Source organism: Haloferax sp. ATCC BAA-644 (genome assembly GCF_000336975.1).
GTDB classification, from domain to species: Archaea; Halobacteriota; Halobacteria; order Halobacteriales; family Haloferacaceae; genus Haloferax; species Haloferax volcanii.
Window position 1 is genome coordinate 104,216 of record NZ_AOLF01000022.1, and the last position, 21,994, is coordinate 126,209.

At 67.0% G+C, this 21,994-nt stretch carries 19 protein-coding genes; 6 read left to right on the forward strand and 13 right to left on the reverse strand.

Going from position 1 to position 21,994, the window contains the following annotated elements:
- Nucleotides 1-11: 11 nt before the first annotated feature.
- The 8 genes from gcvPB to C458_RS10640 all read right to left on the reverse strand — a co-directional run bounded on the left by gcvPB (nucleotide 12) and on the right by C458_RS10640 (nucleotide 7,098).
- Nucleotides 12-1,433 carry an aminomethyl-transferring glycine dehydrogenase subunit GcvPB gene (gene gcvPB, locus C458_RS10605; RefSeq protein ID WP_008575592.1) on the reverse strand — a complete coding sequence of 474 codons (1,422 nt, stop codon included), beginning with the start codon at nucleotides 1,431-1,433 and terminating at the stop codon, nucleotides 12-14.
- Nucleotides 1,433-2,776 (reverse strand): aminomethyl-transferring glycine dehydrogenase subunit GcvPA, encoded by a 1,344-nt coding sequence (gene gcvPA, locus C458_RS10610; RefSeq protein ID WP_049896773.1) that lies wholly within the window; start codon nucleotides 2,774-2,776, stop codon nucleotides 1,433-1,435. Before gcvPA ends, gcvPB begins: the two co-directional genes overlap by 1 nt.
- Before the next feature lies 1 nt (nucleotide 2,777).
- Nucleotides 2,778-3,158, reverse strand: coding sequence for a glycine cleavage system protein GcvH (gcvH, locus tag C458_RS10615; RefSeq protein WP_008575595.1), 381 nt, complete (start codon nucleotides 3,156-3,158; stop codon nucleotides 2,778-2,780).
- A gap of 2 nt (nucleotides 3,159-3,160) precedes the next feature.
- Nucleotides 3,161-4,252 carry a glycine cleavage system aminomethyltransferase GcvT gene (gene gcvT / locus C458_RS10620; protein WP_008575597.1) on the reverse strand — a complete coding sequence of 364 codons (1,092 nt, stop codon included), beginning with the start codon at nucleotides 4,250-4,252 and terminating at the stop codon, nucleotides 3,161-3,163.
- A 296-nt stretch (nucleotides 4,253-4,548) separates the two neighbouring features.
- Nucleotides 4,549-5,349 carry an energy-coupling factor ABC transporter ATP-binding protein gene (locus tag C458_RS10625; protein WP_008575599.1) on the reverse strand — a complete coding sequence of 267 codons (801 nt, stop codon included), beginning with the start codon at nucleotides 5,347-5,349 and terminating at the stop codon, nucleotides 4,549-4,551.
- Complete coding sequence (cbiQ, locus tag C458_RS10630) at nucleotides 5,337-6,149, reverse strand: cobalt ECF transporter T component CbiQ (RefSeq protein ID WP_008575602.1); 813 nt, start codon at nucleotides 6,147-6,149, stop codon at nucleotides 5,337-5,339. Before cbiQ ends, C458_RS10625 begins: the two co-directional genes overlap by 13 nt.
- Nucleotides 6,146-6,445 (reverse strand): PDGLE domain-containing protein, encoded by a 300-nt coding sequence (locus tag C458_RS10635; protein WP_008575604.1) that lies wholly within the window; start codon nucleotides 6,443-6,445, stop codon nucleotides 6,146-6,148. The genes cbiQ and C458_RS10635 overlap by 4 nt, the downstream gene beginning before the upstream one ends.
- The gene (locus C458_RS10640) at nucleotides 6,442-7,098 is read right to left on the reverse strand and encodes an energy-coupling factor ABC transporter permease (RefSeq protein ID WP_008575605.1); all 657 of its coding nucleotides are present in this window, start codon (nucleotides 7,096-7,098) and stop codon (nucleotides 6,442-6,444) included. The genes C458_RS10635 and C458_RS10640 overlap by 4 nt, the downstream gene beginning before the upstream one ends.
- Before the next feature lie 127 nt (nucleotides 7,099-7,225).
- Here C458_RS10640 and C458_RS10645 point away from each other — a divergent pair, with 127 nt between their 5' ends.
- Nucleotides 7,226-7,642 (forward strand): CopG family ribbon-helix-helix protein, encoded by a 417-nt coding sequence (locus C458_RS10645; RefSeq protein WP_008575606.1) that lies wholly within the window; start codon nucleotides 7,226-7,228, stop codon nucleotides 7,640-7,642.
- A 108-nt stretch (nucleotides 7,643-7,750) separates the two neighbouring features.
- Here C458_RS10645 and C458_RS10650 read toward each other — a convergent pair whose 3' ends face one another.
- The 3 genes from C458_RS10650 to C458_RS10660 form a co-directional block, all read right to left on the reverse strand.
- Nucleotides 7,751-10,189, reverse strand: coding sequence for a DUF2309 domain-containing protein (locus C458_RS10650; protein WP_008575607.1), 2,439 nt, complete (start codon nucleotides 10,187-10,189; stop codon nucleotides 7,751-7,753).
- Nucleotides 10,179-11,663 (reverse strand): proton-conducting transporter membrane subunit, encoded by a 1,485-nt coding sequence (locus tag C458_RS10655; protein ID WP_008575608.1) that lies wholly within the window; start codon nucleotides 11,661-11,663, stop codon nucleotides 10,179-10,181. The genes C458_RS10650 and C458_RS10655 overlap by 11 nt, the downstream gene beginning before the upstream one ends.
- Nucleotides 11,664-12,040: 377 nt before the next feature.
- Nucleotides 12,041-12,526 (reverse strand): Lrp/AsnC family transcriptional regulator, encoded by a 486-nt coding sequence (locus tag C458_RS10660; RefSeq protein ID WP_008575609.1) that lies wholly within the window; start codon nucleotides 12,524-12,526, stop codon nucleotides 12,041-12,043.
- Between the two features lie 413 nt (nucleotides 12,527-12,939).
- On the opposite strand from C458_RS10660, the gene tuf reads away from it, so the two are divergent.
- Complete coding sequence (tuf, locus tag C458_RS10665; protein WP_004042302.1) at nucleotides 12,940-14,202, forward strand: translation elongation factor EF-1 subunit alpha; 1,263 nt, start codon at nucleotides 12,940-12,942, stop codon at nucleotides 14,200-14,202.
- A gap of 120 nt (nucleotides 14,203-14,322) precedes the next feature.
- Here tuf and C458_RS10670 read toward each other — a convergent pair whose 3' ends face one another.
- Together C458_RS10670 and C458_RS10675 are read right to left on the reverse strand one after the other, a co-directional pair.
- Nucleotides 14,323-14,574, reverse strand: a complete 252-nt coding sequence (locus C458_RS10670) for a hypothetical protein (protein WP_049896782.1) — start codon at nucleotides 14,572-14,574, stop codon at nucleotides 14,323-14,325.
- Nucleotides 14,575-15,294: 720 nt separating this feature from the next.
- Nucleotides 15,295-16,854: a S8 family serine peptidase gene (locus C458_RS10675; RefSeq protein ID WP_008575611.1), complete on the reverse strand. Its 1,560-nt coding sequence runs from the start codon at nucleotides 16,852-16,854 to the stop codon at nucleotides 15,295-15,297.
- Nucleotides 16,855-17,049: 195 nt separating this feature from the next.
- Here C458_RS10675 and C458_RS10680 point away from each other — a divergent pair, with 195 nt between their 5' ends.
- From C458_RS10680 to C458_RS10695, 4 genes are all read left to right on the forward strand, one after another.
- Entirely contained in the window at nucleotides 17,050-17,526 is a 477-nt protein-coding gene (locus tag C458_RS10680; RefSeq protein WP_008575613.1) for an NYN domain-containing protein, read from the forward strand.
- A 122-nt stretch (nucleotides 17,527-17,648) separates the two neighbouring features.
- A complete protein-coding gene (locus C458_RS10685) occupies nucleotides 17,649-18,497 on the forward strand; it encodes a TatD family hydrolase (RefSeq protein ID WP_008575615.1) in 849 nt (282 codons plus the stop codon).
- 152 nt (nucleotides 18,498-18,649) lie between these two features.
- On the forward strand, nucleotides 18,650-19,237 hold the full coding sequence (locus C458_RS10690; RefSeq protein ID WP_008575618.1) for a DUF2150 family protein: 588 nt from the start codon (nucleotides 18,650-18,652) through the stop codon (nucleotides 19,235-19,237).
- A 57-nt stretch (nucleotides 19,238-19,294) separates the two neighbouring features.
- The gene (locus C458_RS10695; RefSeq protein ID WP_008575619.1) at nucleotides 19,295-21,970 is read left to right on the forward strand and encodes an Ig-like domain-containing protein; all 2,676 of its coding nucleotides are present in this window, start codon (nucleotides 19,295-19,297) and stop codon (nucleotides 21,968-21,970) included.
- The last annotated feature ends 24 nt before the right edge of the window (nucleotides 21,971-21,994 follow it).

A 21,994-nucleotide genomic window follows, 5' to 3' on the forward strand; every position in this document is an offset into this window, starting at 1 on the left:
AGGTTTTCTCGTTATTCGTCGTCGCCGAGCGCCCGCCACGAGAGCCGCGGGTTCCGCGCGGCCGACACCTGGTCGATGCGGCGGGCGCTGGTCTTCGAGGGCGCGGTTTCGAGCGCCTCGTCGGAGTCGGCGTACGCCGCGTTGAAGGCGTTCGCGAGGTCGTCGAGCGACGCCTTGTCCTCGACCTCCGTCGGCTCCGTGAGCATCGCCTGCGAGACGAGTTCGGGCCACTTCGTCGTCGGCGGGTGGACGCCGTAGTCGAGCATGCGCTTCGCCACGTCGGCGGCGTCGCGGTCGCCCGAGGTCGCCGCGAACTCGTGGTGGAACGGCCCGTACGGGACTTCGAGGTCTATCTGCGAAGCGAGGTAGTTGGCGTTGAGGACGGCCTTCGCGCTGGCGTCCGCGAGGCCCGCGTCGCCGAGGCGGGCGATGTAGGCGTACGCCTTCACGAGCACGAGCCAGTTGCCGGCGAAGCCGTGGACCTTGCCGATAGAGGACTCGGGTTCGTACTGTTCGTAGCCGGCGGCCGTCTCGCGGACCATCGGGCTGGGGAGGAACTCCGCGAGCTCTTCGACCACGCCGACCGGGCCGGCACCGGGGCCGCCGCCGCCGTGCGGCGTGGCGAACGTCTTGTGGACGTTGTAGTGCATGATGTCGAAGCCCATGTCGCCGGGGCGGGCGCGGCCGAGCAGCGCGTTGAGGTTCGCGCCGTCGTAGTACAGCAGGCCGCCGGCGTCGTGGACCAGCTCAGCGATATCGACGATGTCGCGCTCGAACAGCCCCAGCGTGTTGGGGTTGGTAAGCATGAGCGCGGCCGTCTCCTCGGAGATGGCGGCGTCGAGCGCCTCCATGTCCACGCGGCCGTCGTCGTCGGAGGGGAGTTCGACCACGTCGTAGCCGGCCATCGCGGCCGACGCGAAGTTCGTCCCGTGGGCCGACGAGGGGATGATAATCTCCGAGCGGTCGTCGCCGCGCGACTCGTGGTACGCCTTGGCGACGAGGATGCCCGTGAACTCGCCCGCGGCACCCGCCGGGGGCTGGAGCGTCACGGCGTCCATCCCGCCGATATCCGCGAGATACTCCTGCAGACCGTGCAGGAGGCCGAGCGTCCCCTGAATCGTCCGGTCGGAGCGGTCGGGGTGGACCCCGGCGTTGGGGTCCGCGGCCACGTCCTCAGTGAACGAAGGGTTGTACTTCATCGTACACGACCCGAGCGGGTACGGCCCGAGTTCGACGCTGTAGTTCATCTGCGACAGGCGCGTGTAGTGCCGCGCCAGTTGCGGCTCCGACAGCGCCGGGAGCGTCAGTTCGTCGCGGGTCAGGTCGTCGGGGAGGACGCCCTCGGAATCGACCTCGACGGTGGTGCTGTCCTTTTCGGACAGGAGCGGTTCGTACTCGTTGTCGCGGCTGAATCGGGCTTGGTCGAAGTTCATCAGATGACCTCCTCGAAGGCCGCGACCAGTCCGTCCGCGGCGTCGGCGTTCGCGTCGGTGATACAGACCTGCAAGTGGTGGTCGTCGAGGGCGTGGACCGCGAAGCCGCGGCCCGCGAGGTCGTTCGTGATGGCGGGCGCGGGCTGGTCCGTCCGGACGACGAACTCCCGGAAGTGGTGGCGGTCGTACAGCGGCGCTTTGACGCCCGAGAGGTCGTCCAGCCGGGCGGCGAGGTCGCGCGCGTCGGTGACGGCCTGCGTCGCGAGGTCGACGAGGCGGTCGGGGCCGAGCCACGCCATGTGCATGGCGGTTCGGAGCGCGACCCACGCCTGATTCGTACAGATGTTCGAGGTCGCTCGCTCCTTGCGGATGTGCTGTTCGCGGGTCTGGAGCGTCAGCGTGAACGCCCGCATATCCGCGCTGTCCTCGGAGGCGCCGACGAGGCGACCGGGGACCTGCCGGAGGTACTCCTCGCGGGTGGCGAAGATGCCGAGACCCATGCCGTAGGCCGTGCCGAGGCCGAGCGCGCCGGCCTCGCCGACGACCACGTCAGCGCCGACGCTCGCGGGCTCTTCGAGCAGCGCGAGCGCCACGAGGTCGCTGCCGAGACAGAACAGCGCGTCGTTGTCGTGGGCGAGGTCACCGATGTCGGTGAGTCGCTCCTCGATGACGCCCCGGACCGTCGGGGTCTCGGCGTAGACCATCACGGTCTCGTCGTCGACGAGGTCCGCGAGGGCTTCCACGTCGACCGCGCCGTCGGCCATCGGGTACTGGCCGATTTCCATCTCAGCGCCGTCGAGGTAGTTCTCCAACACGCCGAGGCGACCCTCGTGGAGGTGCTCGGGGACGAGCACGCGGTGGCCGCTCGCGCCGCGGCGGAGGCGGTTCGCGAGGAGCGCGGCCTCGGCGAGCGCCGTCGCGGCGTCGTACATCGAGCAGTTGGCGATCGGGAGGCCGGTCAGCTCGACCAGCATCGACTGGTACTCGAACAGCACCTGCAGGAAGCCCTGCGCGATTTCGGGCTGGTACTGCGTGTACGAGGTGAGGAACTCAGAGCGCCGCGAGAGGTCGTCGACCAGCGCCGGCACGTAGTGAGCGTGGTGGCCGCGGCCGAGGAACTCCGTCAACTCCTCGTTGCGCGAAAACAGGTCGGCCATGGCGTTCCTGAGCTCCTGTTCGTCGGTGCCGGAGACGCCGAACTCGCCGTCGAATCGGACCTCTTCGGGGATGTCGAAGAGCGCTTCGACGCTGTCGACGCCGACGGCGTTCAGCATCGCTTCCTCGTCGGCGTCGGTGTGTGGGGCGTACGGGCTTCCGGCCCGCCGTCCGTTTCCAGCCGTCATCTCACTCCGTCTGCTCGCGGTACTCCTCGGGGGCGAGGAGGTCGTCGAACTCGCTTTCGTCGGCCGGGGTGACTTCGAGCATCCAGCCGTCGCCGTAGGGGTCGTCGTTGAGGAGTTCCGGGGCGTCGAACAGCTCCTCGTTGACGGCCGTGACCGTGCCCGAGACGGGGGCGTAGAGGTCCGAGACGGCCTTGATGCTCTCGACCACGCCGAACTCCTCGCCGGCGGCGAGTTCGTCGCCCTCGGCGGGGAGTTCGACGAAGACGACGTCGCCCAGTTCGTCCTGCGCGAAGTCGGAAATGCCGATTTTGACGGCGTCGCCCTCGGTGGTGGTCCATTCGTGCGATTCCAGATACTTCCGGTCGTCAGGGATTTCGAACATTGTCAGTTGATGAAGGGGGGTGTCACGATTACTGCGCGCTTCTCGCGACCGCGGACGAGCACCGAAACCTCGGTCTCGTCGTCGGCGTACTCGACGGGGACGTAACCGAGACCGATGGGCTCCGACAGCGTCGGGCTCATCGTCCCGCTCGTCACGACGCCGATGACCTCGCCGTCCGCACCGGCGATGTCGTAGCCGTGCCGGGGCACGCCGCGGTCGAGGAGGGCGAAGCCGACGAAGGTCTCTTCGACGCCGGCCTCGCGCTGTCGTTCGAGGGCGTCGCGCCCCACGAACTCGGTGTCGAGGTCGACGACGAAGCCGATGCCGGCCTCGTAGGGGGTCCGGGGCTCCGTCTCGGGGTCGAAGTCCTGTCCCGAAAGCAGGTAGCCCATCTCCAGTCGGAGCGTGTCGCGGGAGCCGAGCCCGCAGGGGGTCGCCTCGAGCGCCGCCCAGACGGTCTCGGCGTCGGCCCACGGACAGAGGAGTTCGAAGCCGTCCTCGCCGGTGTAGCCCGTCCGGGCCACCCAGCACTCGACACCCGCCACGTCGACGAACGTCGCCTGAAACTTCGAGAGGTCCCCGAGGGTCGCGCCGGGCGCGGCGTCGGTGACAGAATCGAGGGCGTCGGGGCCCTGTACCGCGAACATCGCCCAGTCCTCGGTCACGTCCTCGACGGTGGCGTCGAGGCCCCAGTCGTCGCGGAACGAGGTCCATCGGTCGTACATCTCCTCGTCGTGGCCGGCGTTCGGGACGAAGAGATAGACCCGCTCGTCGCGGTCGGGGAGTCGGTAGACGACGGTGTCGTCGAGGATGACGCCCTCGTCGTTCACGATGGCCGAGTACTGCGAGTCACCCGGTTCGAGGGCCGTCACGTCGTTCGTCGTCAGGCGTTGCATCAGCGCGGTCGCGTCCGGGCCGGACACCTCGATTTCGCTCATGTGCGAAACGTCGAAGATGCCGACCGACTCGCGGACGGCCGCGTGTTCGGCCTTGATGGAGTCGTACTCCACAGGCATGTCCCATCCGCCGAACTCGGTGAACGTCGCCCCGGCGTCCGCGTGGACGTCGTACAACGGCGGCTTGCGAAGGCCCATACACGCCCCTGCGAACTGCGATAAGTAATGCTTTGGTATCTGTTCGCTCGGTCTGTTCAGTATCTTGCATGAATGCGAGGGGCGAAGCGGGGTAAAACACCACGAATCCGCAACCACATGGCGAAATCTGCCGTCCGAACGCGACGATAGTCTGAGACATCACGCACCACCCCGACAGTCAACATGGCGAAATCTGCCGTCCGAACGCGACACTGACCGGGGGCGCGGTTGACGTGATAAACCGATTATTGCGATATCGAATTCGATGCGCTGCGCGTGCGTCGAGGGACAGTTCGCTACCGCGTTTGGTCCAGCAGATGGGCTCGTGCGTCCGAGACGGTCAGCGGAACGTCGTCAGCGTCGAGTATCCCCTCGAACAACTGCACCGTCGTCGGCGGCCGGAGACCGTTGTCTCTCAGCAGGGAGGTGTCTGTCAAAACGTCTCGAACGGGGCCGTCCGCCGCTATCGAGCCCTCTTTCCCGACGACGAGTACTCGGTCGGCAATCTCGGGCACGGCGTCCACGGACGGCGTGAACAACACCACGGTCCCCTCGTGGCCGGTCACCAGTTTCGAAATGCGTTCTCGGTAGCCGGCGTCGACAGCGCCGAACGGCTCGTCAAGCAGGAGCACCTCCGGCTCGAACGCGAGGACGCTCGCGACCGCCGCCCGCTGTTTCTCGCCCCCCGACAGACGGAACGGGGGGCGGTCCAACAGGCTCTCTAACCCGAGTTCGGCCGCGAGGTGCGCGACTCGCTGTGTCGCCGCCTGCCGTGACATCCCGAGCTGGGCCGGCCCGTATTCGATGTCCTCGCGGACGGTCGTATTGAACAGGTAGTCGTCGGGGTCTTGCAGGAGCACGCCGAGGCGGTCCCTGACGGCTTCGGCATCCGCCGTCTCACCGAAGTACTCGACCGTTCCGGCCGTCGGCTCGACGAGGCCGCCGAGCACGAGTTGCAGCGTGCTCTTTCCCGACCCGTTCGCACCGATGACGGCAACTCGCTCTCCCGCCTCGATTGTGACCGTCACGTCTCGGAGCGCCGTCGTTCCGTCCGGGTACTCGTGTGTCAGTCCCCGGGCTTCGATTACAGGCCCCATCGAATCACCCCCGAGCCGGCGACGGCCACGACGGCGAGCGCGACCAGCGCGTAGTCGCCCTTGTCGACGGCCCGCGACCGGCTGTACGGTGACGGCGGTCGGGACCCGCCGCGGGCCCGCATCCCGCGGCCGACCCGTTCGCCGCGGTCGAGCGTCCGCAACAGGAACGTCCCGACGAGCCGTTTCGCATCGCGCCACCCGTCGCGGAGGGTTGACCGCCCGGTCGTGCGACTGTTCCGTGCGAGAACGAGTCGCTGTAACTCGTCGAAAAACAGGAACAGGTAGCGATAGGTGACGGCGACGACCCACACGAGCGCGACCGGGACGCGCAGTTCCCGCATGGCCGCGACCACCGACGAGAACGGCGTCGTCATCACGATGAGCGACAGCAGCGCGACGCCGACGCCGACGCGGAGCGTGAACAGCACGACGTACGCGACGCCGGCGTCAGTGACGGCGAACCCGAACGCCCGCACGAGCGCGTCCCCGGGGAGCAGTACGGCTTGGGGAACGACGATACCGGCGGAGACGAGCGGCACGACCGCCGAGCGTGCGAGCAGCTGTCGGAGCGGAACCGCCGACAGCCGCGCCAAGAGGACGGTCACGACGCCGAAACAGAGGGTGACCGCGACGGTTCGCGTAATCATCACCGCCAGCGCGAGGCCGGCGACCGAACACAGGGAGACGCGAGGGTCCCGTCGCTGGAGGAACCCGTCGGACGAGGCCACCTGCTCGGCCGTGAACACGGACCGAAGCGCTCCCGTGATGGATTCGACCGAGCGGCCGACGACGCCGGTCACTGTTCGAGGAGGCGACCGACTCCGACTCCGACCGCCAGCGTGAGCCCCGTCCCGACGACCGCCGAGACGAGCGTTCCGAGCGGCGAACTGAGCCCCGGGACGGAGTAGTCCGGTAGCAGTCCGGGGCTGACGGGGTCGGCCGCGTCGGCCGCCCCAGTCTCTTCGGCGGCGTTTTCGAGCGGTTCGGCGTACCCGACTGCGCCGGACGCCCAGCCGAACACGGGAGCCAAGACGACGAGCACGAGCAGCCCGACGAGCGCCCGCCGACCCCACGAGTCAGACACGAGCGCGTTCACAGGCCCACCTCCGGGGACAGCGAGTCGTCGTCGAGTCCCCCGAGCACGAGGTCCGGCCGAGCGTCCGCGACGTAGCCGTAGACCGCGGCCGTAATCGCGCCCTCGACGAGCCCCAAAAGCGCGTGGCCGACGACCATTATCAGCACGGTCACGCTCAGCTCGTAAGCGAACGCCGACGAGAGGCCGATGCCGACGCCGACGACCAACGCCGAGACGGTAATCGCTCCCCACCCGGCGGCGAACGCAGCGCCGGTTTCGTGAACCCCTCGGAGCGCCCGGAAGAGGGCGTACCCGACGAGGACGTCGACGACGGCCATCGCAAAGAGGTTCGCACCGAGCGCGATGATGCCGCCGTCACCGAACACGAGCGCCTGTATCGTCACGACGGCACTCATCGCGAGGACGCCGAGATACGGTCCGAGGAGGATACCCGCGAACGCCCCGCCGACGAAGTGAGCGCTCGTCCCGCCCGGAATCGGCCAGTTCAGCATCTGCGCGGCGAAGATACCTGCTGCAACGACGCCGAGAAGCGGCGTCCGTTCGTCACCGAGTTCGCCGCGGGCGCGTCTGACTGCGATACCGATTACGATGCCGGAGCCGAGCCAGAAGAGACCCGCCACCCAGGGGTCGAGGAAGCCGTCCGGAATGTGCATTCGTATCACACGTCTGATTCGGTCAAGCAATAATACTTTTCTTCCAAATCGTATTACTGGCCGATATGGTGTCGATTCGAAAGCGTTACTGCCAACGACTAAACGGCTGCTGGGAAAAGTCGAGATTATGAGCCAGGACGTCGACCGGATGAGTGTCACGCTCCCGCCGAGTCTGCTCTCCGAGCTCGACGACGTGGTCGCCGCCGGGGAGTACGACAGTCGCTCGGAGGCGACCAGAGACGCGCTTCGCGCGTTCGTCACGGAGTTCAATCAGCAGACGGGGCTCTCCGGGAGTCTCAGCGGAACCGTAGTCGTCCTCTACGAGCACGACCACAGCGGCGTGAGCGACGAGATGACCGAACTGCAACACGACTTCACCGAGACCATCATCGCGGTCCATCACGTCCACCTCGACGACCACCTCTGTCTGGAGTCCATCGCCGTCGACGGCACGGGCGAGCGCATCGAAGAGTTGCTCTCCCGAATTCGGCCGCTGAAGGGCGTCCATCAGGTCAAACTCGCCGTCGTCGAAGCGGACCGGTAGCGGACGAGCCGTGAGCGGTTTTTGACGGCCTTCCAAGGAGCTTCGGGTGACGCACTCACCAGCCACCAGCGCCCGACCGAGAGCGCGTTTGGGACGAGTGCGGAGCGCTCAGTCGTCCGCGGTGACGGGCGCGGGCGGCGCCTCCGGTTCGGGGTTCGCTTCGACCCGTTCGGACGCCGGCGTCCACGTCAGTTCCTCCTCGTAGTGGAACGCGCGGTGGTCCTGCGTCGGGTCGACGACCGTCAGCGAGAGCCAGTCGTTGTCGAGCAGTTCGGTCAGTTCCGCGTGGTCGGCCAGCACGTCGGTGACGCGGTCGACCGGCGCGTGGATAATCGTCGAGAGGCGGAGCGGCTGGTGGTACGGCCTGTCGTCGGCGGCCATCAGCGACTGGAGCGGGAGGCCGGTCATCAGGTCGCCGCCGTTGCCCTGATAGACGCCGACGTTGCCGACGGGGTTCTGGGTCACCTTCGACCCGCTGCCGTAGACGGCGTTGTCGACCGTCGAGAAGTAGTACTGGGCGTTAATCCACTGGGTGACGACCATCGGCCCCGTGAGGATGGCTTCGAGCGCGTCGCCGTCGGGGTCCGTCGCGTGGTTGTACGAGTGGAGGAACGCGCGGCCGTCGAGGTCGAGGCCGCTCGTCAGTTCGCGGGGACCGATGACGAAGCCGGCGTTGCCGGCCAGCCCCCATTCGGGACGCGTCTCGGCCCAGTCGGCGGCGCGGCGCTCGGTCTCGTTGACGGCCGCGGAGCCGCCGGCGCCCATCGTCTCGGCGCGTTCGGCGGCCGCGTGCTCGCGGGCGACCGCGAGGTCCGCGCGCAACCGGTCGAGGTCGTCCGCGTGGCTCTCGGGCACGTCGCCGTCGTACAGTTCGATTTCGTCGGTCGTCGTGTTGTGCTCGCCGGCGACGAACACCGTGTCTTCGGGGATGTCGAACCCGCGGTCGCGGAGTTCGACCTTGACCGTCTCGTCGTTGCAGATGGCCGCGAGGACGCGGGCGTTCGGGCCGCCGGGGTGGCCGGCGCAGGCCCCGCAGTCCAGACTCGAATCGTAGGGGTTGTTGGCCGTCTCGCTGGCGTGGCCGGTGAACACGACGAGGCGGCCGAACTCCTCCCAGCCCATCAGTTCGAAGGCGTTCGCCGCGTACTCGACTTTCTCGTCGTCGGTCAGCCCCACCGGGAGGTCGCCCGCGTACGAGTGCTGGTGGTGGATGACTTGGTCGCAGAACTCGCGGTTGTCGGGAACCGCGTCGTCGGCGGTTCCGAGCAGGTCGGAGACGCGACCGGGGACGAGCGTGCGGGCCGCGAGAGCTAGCCCGTATCCGCTCCCCGCACTCTCGACGAAGCCGAAGGCGGTCGCGGGGTTGGTCTTCAGCGACTCGATGGCCTCGCCCGCGGCCTCGCGGAGGCGCGACCAACGGTCGTGGGTCGCCTCGGTGTCCCTGTCGGTCGGGACCTCGGTGACGCGGTGCTGCGGGTCGACGATCGGCGGGCAGGCGTCGACCGCTACCTCGGCGTCGTACCCCCGATACTCCATCGGGATGCCGAAGAAGCCGGCGTAGCCGTGGGTCTCGTAGTCGCCGGTCGCCTCGATGTGCCGGCGGATGACCTCCGAGCGCGTGTCGATACAGAACACCAGTTGCGCGTCCGGGCGGCCAGTGGTATCGCTGGTGTCGAGCGCCTCGCTCTCGGCGGCGACGCGGTCGACCACCTCGTCGCGGTAGCTCGCCTCCCACGCGCTCAGGAACGCCTCGGCGAGTTCGTCGGCCGCCTCGGCCTCGTCGCTCTTCGACCCGTTCGACGGCGCGATGTCGACGCCGAACGCGTCGAGGAGCGCGAGACGGGCCGCGAGATAGCCGTCGAGCGAAATCGGGTGCGCGGACTGCCACTCGCCGCCGTCGACGGCGCGTTGCTTGATGAAGCCCGTCCAGCCGGGGAGCGCGGCGAGCTGCTCCTCGAATATCGGCACCCACTGGCTTTCGGGGTACGGCGCGACCGCGGCCTCGATGGTCTCGACCGGCGACTCGGGCAGGTCGGAGACAATGCCGTCGTCGGGGATTTGGCCGTCGTACGCGGCCATCGACCGGAAGGCGTTGTAGAACCCGTCTTCGCGGTCCGGCATCGGCCAGTGGGCTTGACCCTCGTCGAGGAACGCCGACAGCCACTTCGTCAGCGCGCGGTCGACCCGCGCGGCGTCCGTGTCGGCGGCGTCAGTCTCGGCGTCGTCGCCCGCGCCCGCGGACTCGACGCCGGCGTCCATGCGCTCCAGCAGGGTCTCGGGGTCGCCGTCGTAGCCGCGGTCGGCCAGTTCCGCGTCGAGCACCGCGGGGTCGATTTGCCCCCCTTCGAGGGCCGCTTCGAACGTCTCGGGACTCGGGTAGCCGCGGCCGCCGACGAGGTCCGCGGCCTGCGTGACCGCCTCGCCGAACGGCATGTCTTCGAACCCCGAAAGCGGGTTGGCCGTGACGAACGAGTGAACCGGCCAGACCGAGCCGACGGTCGTCGCCGCTTTGTCGATACTGTCTTCGATGGCGTGTTCAGTACTCATTGTAGTCCTCCGTGGCGGTCAGCATGGTGCTGGACGCGGGCTGGCTCGCGTTCAACAGCGCGACGTAGAGACGCCGGCTGCGTTCGTGGACGCCGAGTTCTATCGCGACGTAAGTCACGAGGAAGACGCCGGCGACGAGCGCGTGGAGCGCGCTCAGCTCGGCGGGTGCCTCGACGACCGGCAGCCCGGACAGCACGCTCGAAATCCCCTGATAGACGAGGGCGTACACGGCGATGGCGGGGAGGAAGACCAGCGGCACCGCGCCGTAGCGGGCCGTCGCCGGGAGCGCGGCGTGTGCGACGACGTTGCGGGCCGCGTGCAGCGTGGTGAGCACGACGAACGCCACGAGCAGGAGCCCGCTGTCGAGGTGCGTTCCCTTCCCCGTGAGCGCCGCGAACAGCGCGCCGCCGGCCAGTCCGGTCGCCACGATGACCGCGGAACCAACGGCCCCGGTCTCGTGGTCGTCGTGGTCGGTCGGGGCGGTCCGTTCGACCGCGCCGCCCGCGCCGAGGAAGTGGTACGCCTTGTAGAAGCCGTGCAGGATGAGATGCGTGATGGCGGCCCCGAAGAAGCCGAGGCCGGCCTGCATAATCATGAAGCCCATCTGGCCGATGGTCGAGCAGCCGAGTTCGCTCTTGACGTCCGACTGGACGTTCTTGAGCAGTTTTCCGACGAGGGCGCTCGTCGCGCCGACGGTCACGATACCGAGCATGAGCGTGGCGTCGAGGGTCACGGCCGGCGCGAACCGGAGCAGCAGGATGCCGCCGGCGTTGACGAACCCGGCGTGCATCAGCGCCGAGGCGGGCGTCGGCGCGGTCATCGACGAGAGGAGCCAGCCGTGGAACGGGACGAGCGCGGACTGCATCATCGCCGCGAGGACGAGCGCCACACAGGCGAGAAGCCACACCGGGCCACCGAGCCCGTTGGCGCTCGCGGCGATGCCGGAGACCGTCGTCGCGCCGGTCGACCACCAGAGGGCCGCGAGCGCGACGCCGAGGAACGCGCTGCTTGCGAGGAAGTACCGGCGAGCGACGCTCGCGGCGGCCCGCGCCTGCGGCCAGCCGTCGATGATGCCGATGAGCTTCGCCATCGCGAGCCCCATCGCCAGCCAGCACAGCCAGAACAGCGCGACGTGGTCGGCCGCGACGAGGGCCATCACGGCGACCGTGAAACCGAACACGGTGGCGAAGAACTTCGTCTCGTGGACGGAGCCTGCCATGTAGCGGCGCGAGTAGCTGTGGACGATACCGCTGAAGAACGTCACGACCACCCACAGCAGCACGGTCAGGCCGTCGACGGCGACGATGCCGGGGACCTCCCACGCGCCGCCGAGTCGGAGTCGAGCGAAGAGCACGGCGACGCTCGCGGCGAACAGCGTCCACACGAGCCGTGTTAGTGCGACGGGCGCGAACGGCGAATCCGCCGTCGCGTCCGGGAGTGCTCCGACCGTCGGTTTCGGGCTGTGTCCTGACATCGTTCGGTTCGTCGTTGACCAGACCGGTCACCGAGACGCGCTCGGCGTCCGATACTGGTCGTCCTTACGCCCATCCGAGAACAGATTGTCTATTAAATCTACCTACATTCACAAATCGTTCGCAAATTAGCCATTATAGAACATTATGGTTTCGCGGGTACGGGGCGGCGGAGACTGTCGACTCTGAACGGTCGTATCCGCGTCGAACAGCTCGTTCGAGGTCTGACGCCCGACAACGTGGCGTGAGCGACCGAATCCGTGCGCCGGCCCGGTCGGTGTCGCCTCGCTGCGGCGACCGGCGACTGCGGTCGCTCGTCGGTCTCAGTGAGCGGTTCGTGAACGCTCCGTTCGTCGGAGGATATCGAGCGCGCGCCCGTTCAGGAGTTGTTTTCGGTGTGCCTCTCGGCATCAAACTCGCCGAACGGTGTCGTCTCGTGCGTGCGGACGAGAACCTCGTCGGCGACGGTGACGCCCATGTCGAGGAGTTCCTGTGCGATGGCCGTGATGTCGTCGTCCGTCTCGCAGACGGCGGTCACGAGAAGGTTCTGTTCGCCGGTGACTAACTCCTGGACCGCCACGACGCCATCCATCTTCAGAATCTCGGGGACGAGTTCGCCCCGCTTGGGAATCGAGGCGGTGCAGTACAGCAGCATTCGGAGCGGATAGCCCGACTTCTGATAGTCGACGCTCGCGCTGTATCCCTTGACCACGCCCTCGGATTCGAGCCGCTGGATGCGCTTGCGGACGGTGCTGTCCGAGGTTCCCGTTCGCTTTGCGATGTCGCCGGACGACATGTTCCGGGCGTCCTCCTGGAGTGCGTACAGAATCGCCCTGTCGACGTCGTCGATATCCTCGCCGGACATACCACTCCCTCCGCGAGGAGGACACTTTAGCCTTTGATATCGCGCGACACCCGCTCGCGGCTCGCCCTCTGCGGCAGGTTTATTACCCAAACGAAGGAATTAGTTACTATGATTGTTGTAAAATCTAACGCCGATACGTCCGTCGCTCACGAGCAGTCCGTTCGCCGCACGGCCACCTACGCCGACATGGCCGCGACGATGCGCGGGTTCTGAGCCGTCTGCTCCCGCTTCGATTCTCCGCTCGATTCGCCCGACGGCGTCGTAACGTGACGGCGTTCCTGAGTTTTCGTGTTTCCCGACAACCCGTTTCAGCGACCCGTCCGAACCGGCACGAGACGCGTTTCTCGCCGGGAAAACGGATTTACCTTTGGGTGTCATATTTTACCAAACTGGGCGACACCGCCCTGATAGCCATGGCAGACAAACCACACCAGAACCTAGCCATCATCGGACACGTCGACCACGGGAAATCCACGCTCGTCGGCCGGCTCCTGTTCGAGACAGGTAGCGTCCCGGAACACATCATCGAACAGCACCGCGAGGAGGCGGCGTCCAAGGGGAAGTCGGGCTTCGAGTTCGCCTACGTGATGGACAATCTCGCCGAGGAGCGCGAACGCGGCGTCACCATCGACATCGCCCACCAGCGCTTCGACACGGAGAAGTACTACTTCACCATCGTGGACACGCCCGGCCACCGCGACTTCGTGAAGAACATGATTACGGGCGCGTCGCAGGCCGACCACGCGATTCTCGTCGTCGCCGCCGACGACGGCGTCGCGCCGCAGACCCGCGAGCACGTCTTCCTCGCCCGAACGCTCGGCATCGAGGAACTCATCATCGCGGTCAACAAGATGGACGTCGTCGATTACAGCGAAGACTCCTACAAACAGGTCAAAGAGGAGGTCCAACAGCTCCTCCAGCAGGTGCGGTTCAACTCCGACGACGCGGGCTTCATCCCCATCTCGGCGTTCGAGGGCGACAACATCGCCGAACCCTCGGAGAACATGACGTGGTTCGACGGGCCGACGGTCCTGGAGTCGCTGAACAATCTCCCGGAGCCGTCGCCGCCGACCGACGCCCCGCTTCGCGTCCCGATTCAGGACGTGTACACCATCTCCGGCATCGGGACGGTCCCGGTCGGCCGCGTCGAGACGGGGATGCTCAGGACGGGCGACAACGTCCGGTTCATGCCCTCTGACGCCGGTGGCGAAGTGAAGACCATCGAGATGCACCACGAGGAGGTTCCGGAAGCCGGTCCCGGCGACAACGTCGGCTTCAACGTCCGCGGCGTCGGCAAAGACGACATCCGCCGCGGCGACGTCTGCGGCCCGGCCGACGACCCGCCGTCGGTCGCCAAGACGTTCACGGCGCAAATCGTCGTGATGCAACACCCCTCGGTCATCACGGCGGGCTACACGCCGGTCATCCACGCCCACACCGCACAGGTCGCCTGCACGTTCGAGTCGCTCGACCAGAAGCTCGACCCCGCGTCGGGCGAGGTCGCAGAAGAGGAGCCGGACTTCATCAAGGCCGGCGACGCCGCCGTCGTCACGCTGCGTCCGCAGAAGCCGCTCAGCATCGAGCCGTCCTCAGAAATCGCCGAACTCGGGAGCTTCGCCATCCGCGACATGGGACAGACGATCGCGGCCGGCAAAGTGCTCGAAGTCAACGAGTAGCGCCCGGTCCCGACCTCGGATTTTCCACGTCGCCGCCGCGACAGCGACCGCGCCGTCCTCGGGGACGGTCGGCGCGACCGACGGTCGCACACGGCGCGCGAGCGTTCGTCGCGTCCGGCGTCACTCGTCAGCGCCGGGGTAGAGCGCCGACACCTGCCAGACGTTCGCGCGGACGCCCGCCCTGACGATATCCATCCGGACGCGGTCGCCGGCGTGGTGGTTCGCGAGGTAGTCGCGGAAGCTGCTGTTCTCGTAGGAAGTGACGTGGTACGTCGAGCCGTTGTCGCCGCGGAGCGTCGCCGCACCGTGGTCGTTCACCTCATTTACGATTGTAAACGTATCCGGGCTATTTCTGGACGCCGTCTGAGACATACTCGATTATATGTTAATGAGACACATAAAACCTGCCATCGCGTTTAGTAAATCATTATAAACTATTCCGGGATTGTCACTCGGGCGGGACTGTCCGCTCGCCGTCTATCGGTTTTCCGAGAATGGCCCGCGTCCGGTGGTCGATTCGACGCGCCGTGCGCCGGCGGTTGGGTTGCGTCCGGCGTGGGACGTGACGCGACGCGGCCACGCTGTCGAGCGCGGTTGGGTCGTCGAAACGAACTGCATCGCGTAAGTACGGCCTCTCGAATCGGGGACGGGGCGCAGTCACCCTAGGCGGTGGAGCCAATTAACCGAATGGCTTGATATATCCGGCTCATTAGTGGCCCGCGGCGGCCAGCCTGCTCGCCGTCGCGTGCTTGTGGACGGTGGAGAGGACACTTCGCGGGTTTGGGGTCGGGCGCGACGCTCGACGCCAACACCTCGATGCCGTCGCCCCCTCGTGGGGCCAGAGGGCCTCGTGGCCGAGCGCCGTGACTGCGTTGCTGATGGCCTTCGTCTCGCCGTCGTCGCGGAATCCCTCACCGTGACCGTCGGTTCGTCCCCACCCATAGGTGAGACTACGCGTTCCGGTCGAATCAGCGCATCGCGAGGTTCCGCAGAACCGGAATGTGACGCCGCGCGACGCGTCGCGGGCGCGGCGGTCACCTGCTCATGAAGTCGGCTATCGGTTCGGTCCCGCCACCGAGTCGGCGGTCGCGGTTACTCCTTTTCCGTGACGGTCACGGTGTAACTGCCACTGCCGGAGTAGCTGTCGACCAGCACCGAGAGGTCGGCCGACGTGTCGGGGTCGTCGATGACGATCTGCTCTTGGCTGTCCGTGGTCCACGAGCGGTAGTCGTACGACCCGGTCGTGGGGCACGTCCCCGAGCCCTCGTTGACGTAGAGGTCGAAGTCGGCGCTCGACGGCCCGCTGAGGTCGACGACGACCTGCGACGGCGACCCGTACTCCCACGCGTAGCTCCAGCAGTCGGAGTCGGCCGACGACGACAGCGAGTCGTCGATGGTCGAAGTGGTCGAGTCGCCGCCGTCACCGCCACCGCCGCTTCCCGGCTCGGTCGTGACGGCGTTCGCGGCGTCCACGCGGCCCGCGCCTTGTTCGTTCTCGGAGAGGCCGATATCGACCGCGGTATCTTTGAGTTGGCTCCGAAGGTCGGTCGGGGAGAGGTCGTAGACGGCGAGCGCGAGTCCGGCGACGCCCGAGACGACCGGCGTCGCCATCGACGTGCCGGATAGCTCCTTGTACTCGGTGTCGGTCGTCCAACACGACAGCACGTTCGTCCCCGGCGCAGCGAGGTCGATGTCGGGGCCGTAGTTGGAGTACGACGCCAGCGTCTCGTCGGGGTCGAGCGCGGAGACGGCGACGCATTCGCCGTAGGCGGCGGGGTACGACACGCTCCCGCTCCCGTCGTTGCCGGCGGCGGCGACGACGAGGCTCCCCTGCTGGGTCGCGTACGACACGGCGTTTTTCATCGTGGACGTGTAGCCGCCCCCGCCGAGCGAGAGATTGATGACGTCCGCGCCCTGGTCCGCGGCCCACTCGATAGCGTCGGCGATGTCGCTCGTCGAACCGCTGCCGGACTCGGAGAGCGCGCGCCCCGAGAGGAGCGAGGAGTCGCTGATACCGCCGATACCCTCGCTGTTGTCGGTGGAGCCGGCCGCGATGCCGGCGACGTGGGTGCCGTGGTACTCGTCGGCGAGCACGTCCGGATACGGGTCGCCGTCGGCGTCGACGAAGTCTTGGCCCTCGTCGGAGCCGAACTGCGCCGAGAGGTCGGGGTGGTCGTACTTGACCCCCTGGTCGACCACGGCGACGGTCACGTCGGAACTGCCGAGCGTGGTGTCCCACGCGGTGTCGGCGTTCACCTGCTGTGGCGCGTACTGACTGCCGTACTGCGGGTCGTTCGTCGTGTAGAGCGCCTGGTGGGTGACGTTCTTCTCCGCGTACTTCACCTCGTCGCGCTTCGTGACCGCCGAAATGAAGTTCTCGCGGGCGCGGTCGGCGGCGACCGACGGGAACTTGACCGCCACGTAACTGAGGGTCTTGTTCTCGTGGACGACCCTTGCGTTGCCGGGGACGTGTTTCTCGACGGCCTTGCGCGGGCTGTCGGCGGTCTTCGAGACGCCGACGAGAATCTCGTCTTTCTTCGGACCGGGGGACCGTCCGGGCGTCGCGGAGGTCACGCCGGCCGCGCCGGTCAGTCCGGCGGCCGCGGCGAGTTTCAGGAAGGTTCGTCTGTCGAAGTTTAGCGTGCCTGTCATAGGCACACATGTCTCGGGAGGCAGTGGCAATATTTGTTATCTTGACTGAAATTTCAATTTCAGCCTGTTCTTCAACGACAGTTCAGTAGAATTACGAAAACCAAAATAAATCTTCGACAGATTCTCGAATCCTCGTTCGTACTTCGGTCGCACCTCCCTCGAAATTTATAAACCCGAAACCGGGCGAGGTGGTGTATGGACCTCCTGCGACGGTTGGTCGGCCCCGACGGGCTTCCCTCGGGCCGAGTGGCGCTCTTCGTGGACGGGCCGAACGTCCTCCGCGACGAGTTCGACGTGGACTTAGACGACATCCGGACGGCGGGTCGCTCGCTCGGCGGGCAGTTGAGCGCGGCGCGGCTCTACCTCGACGAGCACGCCACGCCGGGGCTGATTCAGGCCGCGGAAGCGCGCGGGTTCGAGGTCGTCGTCACGAGCGGCGACGTGGACGTGAAGCTCGCGGTCGACCTCACGCGCTACGCCGTCGAGGACCGCGCCGACGTTATCGCGGTCGCCTCGCGGGACACCGACTTCAAGCCCGCCTTGGAGACGGCCAACGCCTACGGCCTGCGGACGGTCGCCATCGCGCCGGGGAGCTACGGCCGCTCGGACGCGCTTCAGAACGCGGCGACCCACGCGATGACGCTCGACGAGTCCGCCGCCGACGACAACTGAGTCGGGAGACGACTGAACCGGGCGGCGACTGAGTCGGCGGCGACCTGCCCTCTCCGCCCCAACCCGACGCCGAACCGACCGCGAACGGTTCGCTTTTTCCTCCCCCGACCGACCAGTCGTCCATGCAGGAGTTCGACACGCCGGTCGTGGACGACCACCTCCACCTCGACCCGGACCGCGGGCGCGGGCTGGAGGCGGTGAAGGATTTCGCCCGGAGCGGCGGCACGCACCTCCTCGTCGTCAACAAGCCCTCGTGGCTCCTCGGCCACGAGGTCGAGACCGGCGAGGACTTCCGCCCGGTGTTCGAGACGACGGTCGAGGTCGTCCGCGAGGCCTCCGAGCTTCTCCCCGGGCGCGCGTGGCCGGTCCTCGGCGTCCACCCCGGTCTCGTCTCGAAGCTCGTCGACGACCGCGGCTACGACGCCGAGGCCGCCCGCGACCTGATGTGCGCCGGTCTCGACACCGCCGCCGAGTTCGTTCGCGAGGGCGACGCGCTCGCGCTCAAGTCCGGCCGCCCGCACTACGAGGTCACCGACGCCGTCTGGGAGGCCTCGAACGCCGTCCTCAGACACGGTCTCGACCTCGCCGCCGACTGCGACTGCGCGCTCCAACTCCACACGGAGTCGACGACCGACCTCTCGGACGTGGCCGAGTGGGCCGACGAGCGCGGCGTGCCCGAAGAGCGCGTGGTCAAACACTACGCGCAGGGCCACCTGACCGGCGGCACGCCGAGCGTCATGAGCGACAAGGACCGCCTCGAAGACGCCGCCGAGCGGGGCGACCCGTTCCTCATGGAGACCGACTTCATCGACGACCCCGACCGCCCCGGCGCGGTGATGGGGCCGAAGACCGTCCCCCGGCGCGTCGACTGGCTCCTCGACGCGGGCCGCGACGACGCCGTCAGGAACGCCCACGTCGAGACGCCCGCGCTGGTCTACGGCATCGACACCGAAGCGACGCTCGACCGATAGCTGGGTGAGGCGGAACAGTCGACGGGTGAGCCGGACCGGCCGCCGAGACCGACGCACGAGCCGAATCGCGCCGTCTCCTTCCACGTCGTCGTCTCGCACGGTTACAGGCAGGATAAGAAAGGCATTTGAGTCCGGCACGGGAGGTTGTAGGTATGACCGAGGCCGAGGAACGATACTACTCGCCGGAACGCTGGCAGAACTGGTTGACGCGCGTCGAAGAAGAGGACCTGGACCTCGAAAGCGAGGAGACCGGCCGTCTCCTGATGAACATCCAGAACGACGCGGCCATCGCCATCGCCAAGATTCTGACCGCCTACGACGACGACACGCTGGGCGAAGAAGAGGCGCTCGACGAGCTGTCGACCGTCCACGACATCGTCATGGCCGAACCCGAGTTCGAGACGGAGAACGAGGAGGCCGAAATCCTCGTCGGGAGCGTCCAGACGAGCCTCTCGTGCGCCTTCTTCGCCGCCGAGGAGTTCATCGTCGCCGGCCCCGCCGAACTCGAAGACGACACGGACGCCTACATCCGCGCCGCCGCGGACGCCGAGGCCGCCGACGACCTCGACAGCGCGCTCGGCTACATCGTCCAGGTCGGCACCCGCGTCATCGACGGCGAGGACCTCGACATCGAGGTGCTCGACGAACTCGAATTCGGACTCGTCACCGAGTGGGTCAACGGTCTCGACAGCCTCCAGAGCGGCCTCTCGGAGCCCGAAGTCGTCGAAGAAGAAGACTGAATCCGGCCTCTCGCTCTTGTAGGAGTCTTTTTCCCGTTTCGGATATCTTCACGTCATATGGACTTTCGGGGGGACGAGAGAGCGGTCACTGTCCAAATCGGCGCAGTGCTGCTGTTCGGTATCATCATCATCTCGATGTCGATGTACCAAGCGACCGTCGTCCCGAATCAGAACGAACAGGTCGAGTTCCTACACAACCAGGAGGTTCACGACCAGTTCGAATCGCTTCGCGGTGCCATCATCGAAAGCTCGTCGGAGACGACCCCCCGTCCGTCGACGGTCTCTCTCGGAACGCGGTATCCGAGTCGGACGCTGTTCGTCAACCCCGGCCCCGTCTCGGGGACGTTGCAGACGCGTGAACTCGGCAGTCTCACCGTCACGAACGTCGAGACGACGGAAGCCGAGACGAGCGACTACGTCAACGGCGGCCTCTCGTACGAGACCAAATCGCTCGAATACCGGCCGGACTACAACGTTTTGCAGTCGGCCCCGACGACCGTGTACGAAAACACCGTCTCGTACAATCGGTTCGACACCGGGTACGAGGGGACGCTCAACGACAGGCAATCACTCATCAACGGCCGGACGATTTCGCTCGTTCTCCTCCAAGGCAACTACTCCGAAAACGGCGTCGGCTCCGCGACCGTCGACGCGCAGGCGGTCAGCCCCGCGACGCGGACCGTTCCGGTGACCGGGGACGCGTCGGGGAACGTGACCATCTCCGTGCCGACGGAGCTGTCCGAGGACGCGTGGCGCGAGCTTCTCGCAGAGGGGAACGACGACTACGTCCACAGCGTGGACCGTTCCGGCGACAGGGTCGAAATCGAGATGCAAGGGGAGGAAGATGGCGACAGCGTGACGTACGACCTCCGCGTCGGAGCGGTCGAAGTGGGGTCGGGCGTCGACGAACCGGCCGCGTATTACCTGACGGTCGTCGACGGAGCCTCGCCTCGAAGCGTCGGGTCGGGGGACACCGAGACGCTCACCTTCGAAGTTCGGGACCGATACAACAACCCCGTCTCCGGAGTCTCGGTGAACTTCTCTGCGAGCGGTGGTTCGGTCTCAATCGACCCGGAGGGACCGACGACCGATTCCGAGGGTCGAATCCGCGTGACAGTGACGGGTGAGTCGGCGGGAACCGCCGAGGTGCTCGGCAGCTTCGACGACGAGACGTTCACCCCGAGTACGCGGCAGGACGCGGACGTCGAAGTCAGCGTGTCGAGCGGGGAGGCCGCCGAGGGCGGCGTCGCCGGACTCCTCTACGAGAACGACGCGGTCGCCCGCGACGGCGACGACGACTTCTCGACGCCCGGCGGCGTTGAGTTCTCGCTGCGGAACGTCGGTTCCGACTCCGTCGAGCTGTTGAACGTCGTGGTGAACCCGCACGACGACAGCATCGATGGGCTCTCCGACAGGGTCGACGCCGGGGACGACGACCCCGGCGAGACGGAGCTGTACGTCGAGTCGCCGAGCGGTGACGCCCTCGTCGACTACCAGATTACGCAGAACGAGTTCGTGGCCGTGCCAGAAGACGGACTCGCGATCGATATCGACGAGGACGGCGATATTGGCGGGTCCAATCCCGTCGTCGGCAGCGGCGAATCCGCGCGGTTCTACGTCTACGAGTTCTACGACACGGGTGGATTCGGCGGCACGAACGTCGACATGACCGGCGAGTGGCTCTCCGTTCGCGTGACCTACCGCCTCCCGTCGGGCCTCGTCGACGCCAAGACGTTCTCGTTCGAAGCCAACGCCCAGCCGGAAGGCGGCGTGAACGCCCCGCCGACTCCCCGGACGACGGGGCCGTACAGCGTCCCCGAAGGCGAGTCGATACAGCTCGACGGCTCCGGGAGTTCGGACAGCGACGGGTCGATTACCAGTTACAGTTGGTCCATCACCGACGACCCGACGGGACAGGCGAGCCTTTCGAACCCCAGTTCCGCCCAGCCGACGTTCAACGCGCCCGACAGCGTCTCGGGCGACACCGACGTGACCGTCGAACTAACGGTGACCGACGACGACGGGGCGACGAGTAGGAGAACGACGACCGTGACCGTCACGGATACGGACGGCACGCCGTCCCCCTCTGTCTCGATGCGTGTCGACGACCTCACGGATATCCAAACGAACAATCCCGACTTCGTCGTCTCCTACGACATCGGGGACACGAACGCGTCGTTCGAGCGCGTCGAGGTCAGGGCCGATTCGACGGAGGGTTCCGCTTCGGGCTTCGCACAGCAGTCGACATCGCGCGGCAGCGTTCGGTTCCAGCCCGGATACGGAGTCAGACAGACGTTCGAGGTCACGATTGACGTGATTTACGACGGGCCGAACGGGGAGTACGTCGAGAGCTCACAGACCGTGACCGACGTGGCCGACGCGCGGAACCGGAACGGAAACGCCGACCTGTCGCTCGGAAGTAGCGCATCCATCGACGCGTTCGACGTCGAAGACCGGACCAACACCGGGACGAACGCGGTCTGGTACCGCGCCGACTACGCCGTGTCGTCCGGCGACTTCGGTCGGGTCGAACTGGTGGCGCTCAATCTCAACGGCAACGGGGCGACGACCACGACCCAACGTACCGACCGGAGCCGTAACAACGTCGACATCATCGAGCGGCGGGACGGCGCACAGACCGACTATCGGGTCGGAATACTGGTGTACGACGACACCGGTGCCGTCGTCGATATCCAGACCGTCGACGACGTCGCGGACGGGAACGGCCCGTAGTTCGACAACCGACGTAACTCCCCA

What these genes read in the sequence shown, in the direction of transcription:
- gcvH (WP_008575595.1), bottom strand. Translation starts at nt 3,158, where the DNA reads ATGTTCGAAATCCCTGACGACCGGAAGTATCTGGAATCGCACGAATGG.
- gcvPA (WP_049896773.1), bottom strand. Translation starts at nt 2,776, where the DNA reads ATGACGGCTGGAAACGGACGGCGGGCCGGAAGCCCGTACGCCCCACAC.
- C458_RS10650 (WP_008575607.1), bottom strand. Translation starts at nt 10,189, where the DNA reads ATGAGTACTGAACACGCCATCGAAGACAGTATCGACAAAGCGGCGACG.
- C458_RS10685 (WP_008575615.1), top strand. Translation starts at nt 17,649, where the DNA reads ATGCAGGAGTTCGACACGCCGGTCGTGGACGACCACCTCCACCTCGAC.
- C458_RS10690 (WP_008575618.1), top strand. Translation starts at nt 18,650, where the DNA reads ATGACCGAGGCCGAGGAACGATACTACTCGCCGGAACGCTGGCAGAAC.
- C458_RS10695 (WP_008575619.1), top strand. Translation starts at nt 19,295, where the DNA reads ATGGACTTTCGGGGGGACGAGAGAGCGGTCACTGTCCAAATCGGCGCA.
- C458_RS10675 (WP_008575611.1), bottom strand. Translation starts at nt 16,854, where the DNA reads ATGACAGGCACGCTAAACTTCGACAGACGAACCTTCCTGAAACTCGCC.
- C458_RS10655 (WP_008575608.1), bottom strand. Translation starts at nt 11,663, where the DNA reads ATGTCAGGACACAGCCCGAAACCGACGGTCGGAGCACTCCCGGACGCG.
- C458_RS10670 (WP_049896782.1), bottom strand. Translation starts at nt 14,574, where the DNA reads ATGTCTCAGACGGCGTCCAGAAATAGCCCGGATACGTTTACAATCGTA.
- C458_RS10625 (WP_008575599.1), bottom strand. Translation starts at nt 5,349, where the DNA reads ATGGGGCCTGTAATCGAAGCCCGGGGACTGACACACGAGTACCCGGAC.
- C458_RS10660 (WP_008575609.1), bottom strand. Translation starts at nt 12,526, where the DNA reads ATGTCCGGCGAGGATATCGACGACGTCGACAGGGCGATTCTGTACGCA.
- C458_RS10640 (WP_008575605.1), bottom strand. Translation starts at nt 7,098, where the DNA reads ATGCACATTCCGGACGGCTTCCTCGACCCCTGGGTGGCGGGTCTCTTC.
- gcvT (WP_008575597.1), bottom strand. Translation starts at nt 4,252, where the DNA reads ATGGGCCTTCGCAAGCCGCCGTTGTACGACGTCCACGCGGACGCCGGG.
- C458_RS10645 (WP_008575606.1), top strand. Translation starts at nt 7,226, where the DNA reads ATGAGCCAGGACGTCGACCGGATGAGTGTCACGCTCCCGCCGAGTCTG.
- gcvPB (WP_008575592.1), bottom strand. Translation starts at nt 1,433, where the DNA reads ATGAACTTCGACCAAGCCCGATTCAGCCGCGACAACGAGTACGAACCG.
- C458_RS10680 (WP_008575613.1), top strand. Translation starts at nt 17,050, where the DNA reads ATGGACCTCCTGCGACGGTTGGTCGGCCCCGACGGGCTTCCCTCGGGC.
- tuf (WP_004042302.1), top strand. Translation starts at nt 12,940, where the DNA reads ATGGCAGACAAACCACACCAGAACCTAGCCATCATCGGACACGTCGAC.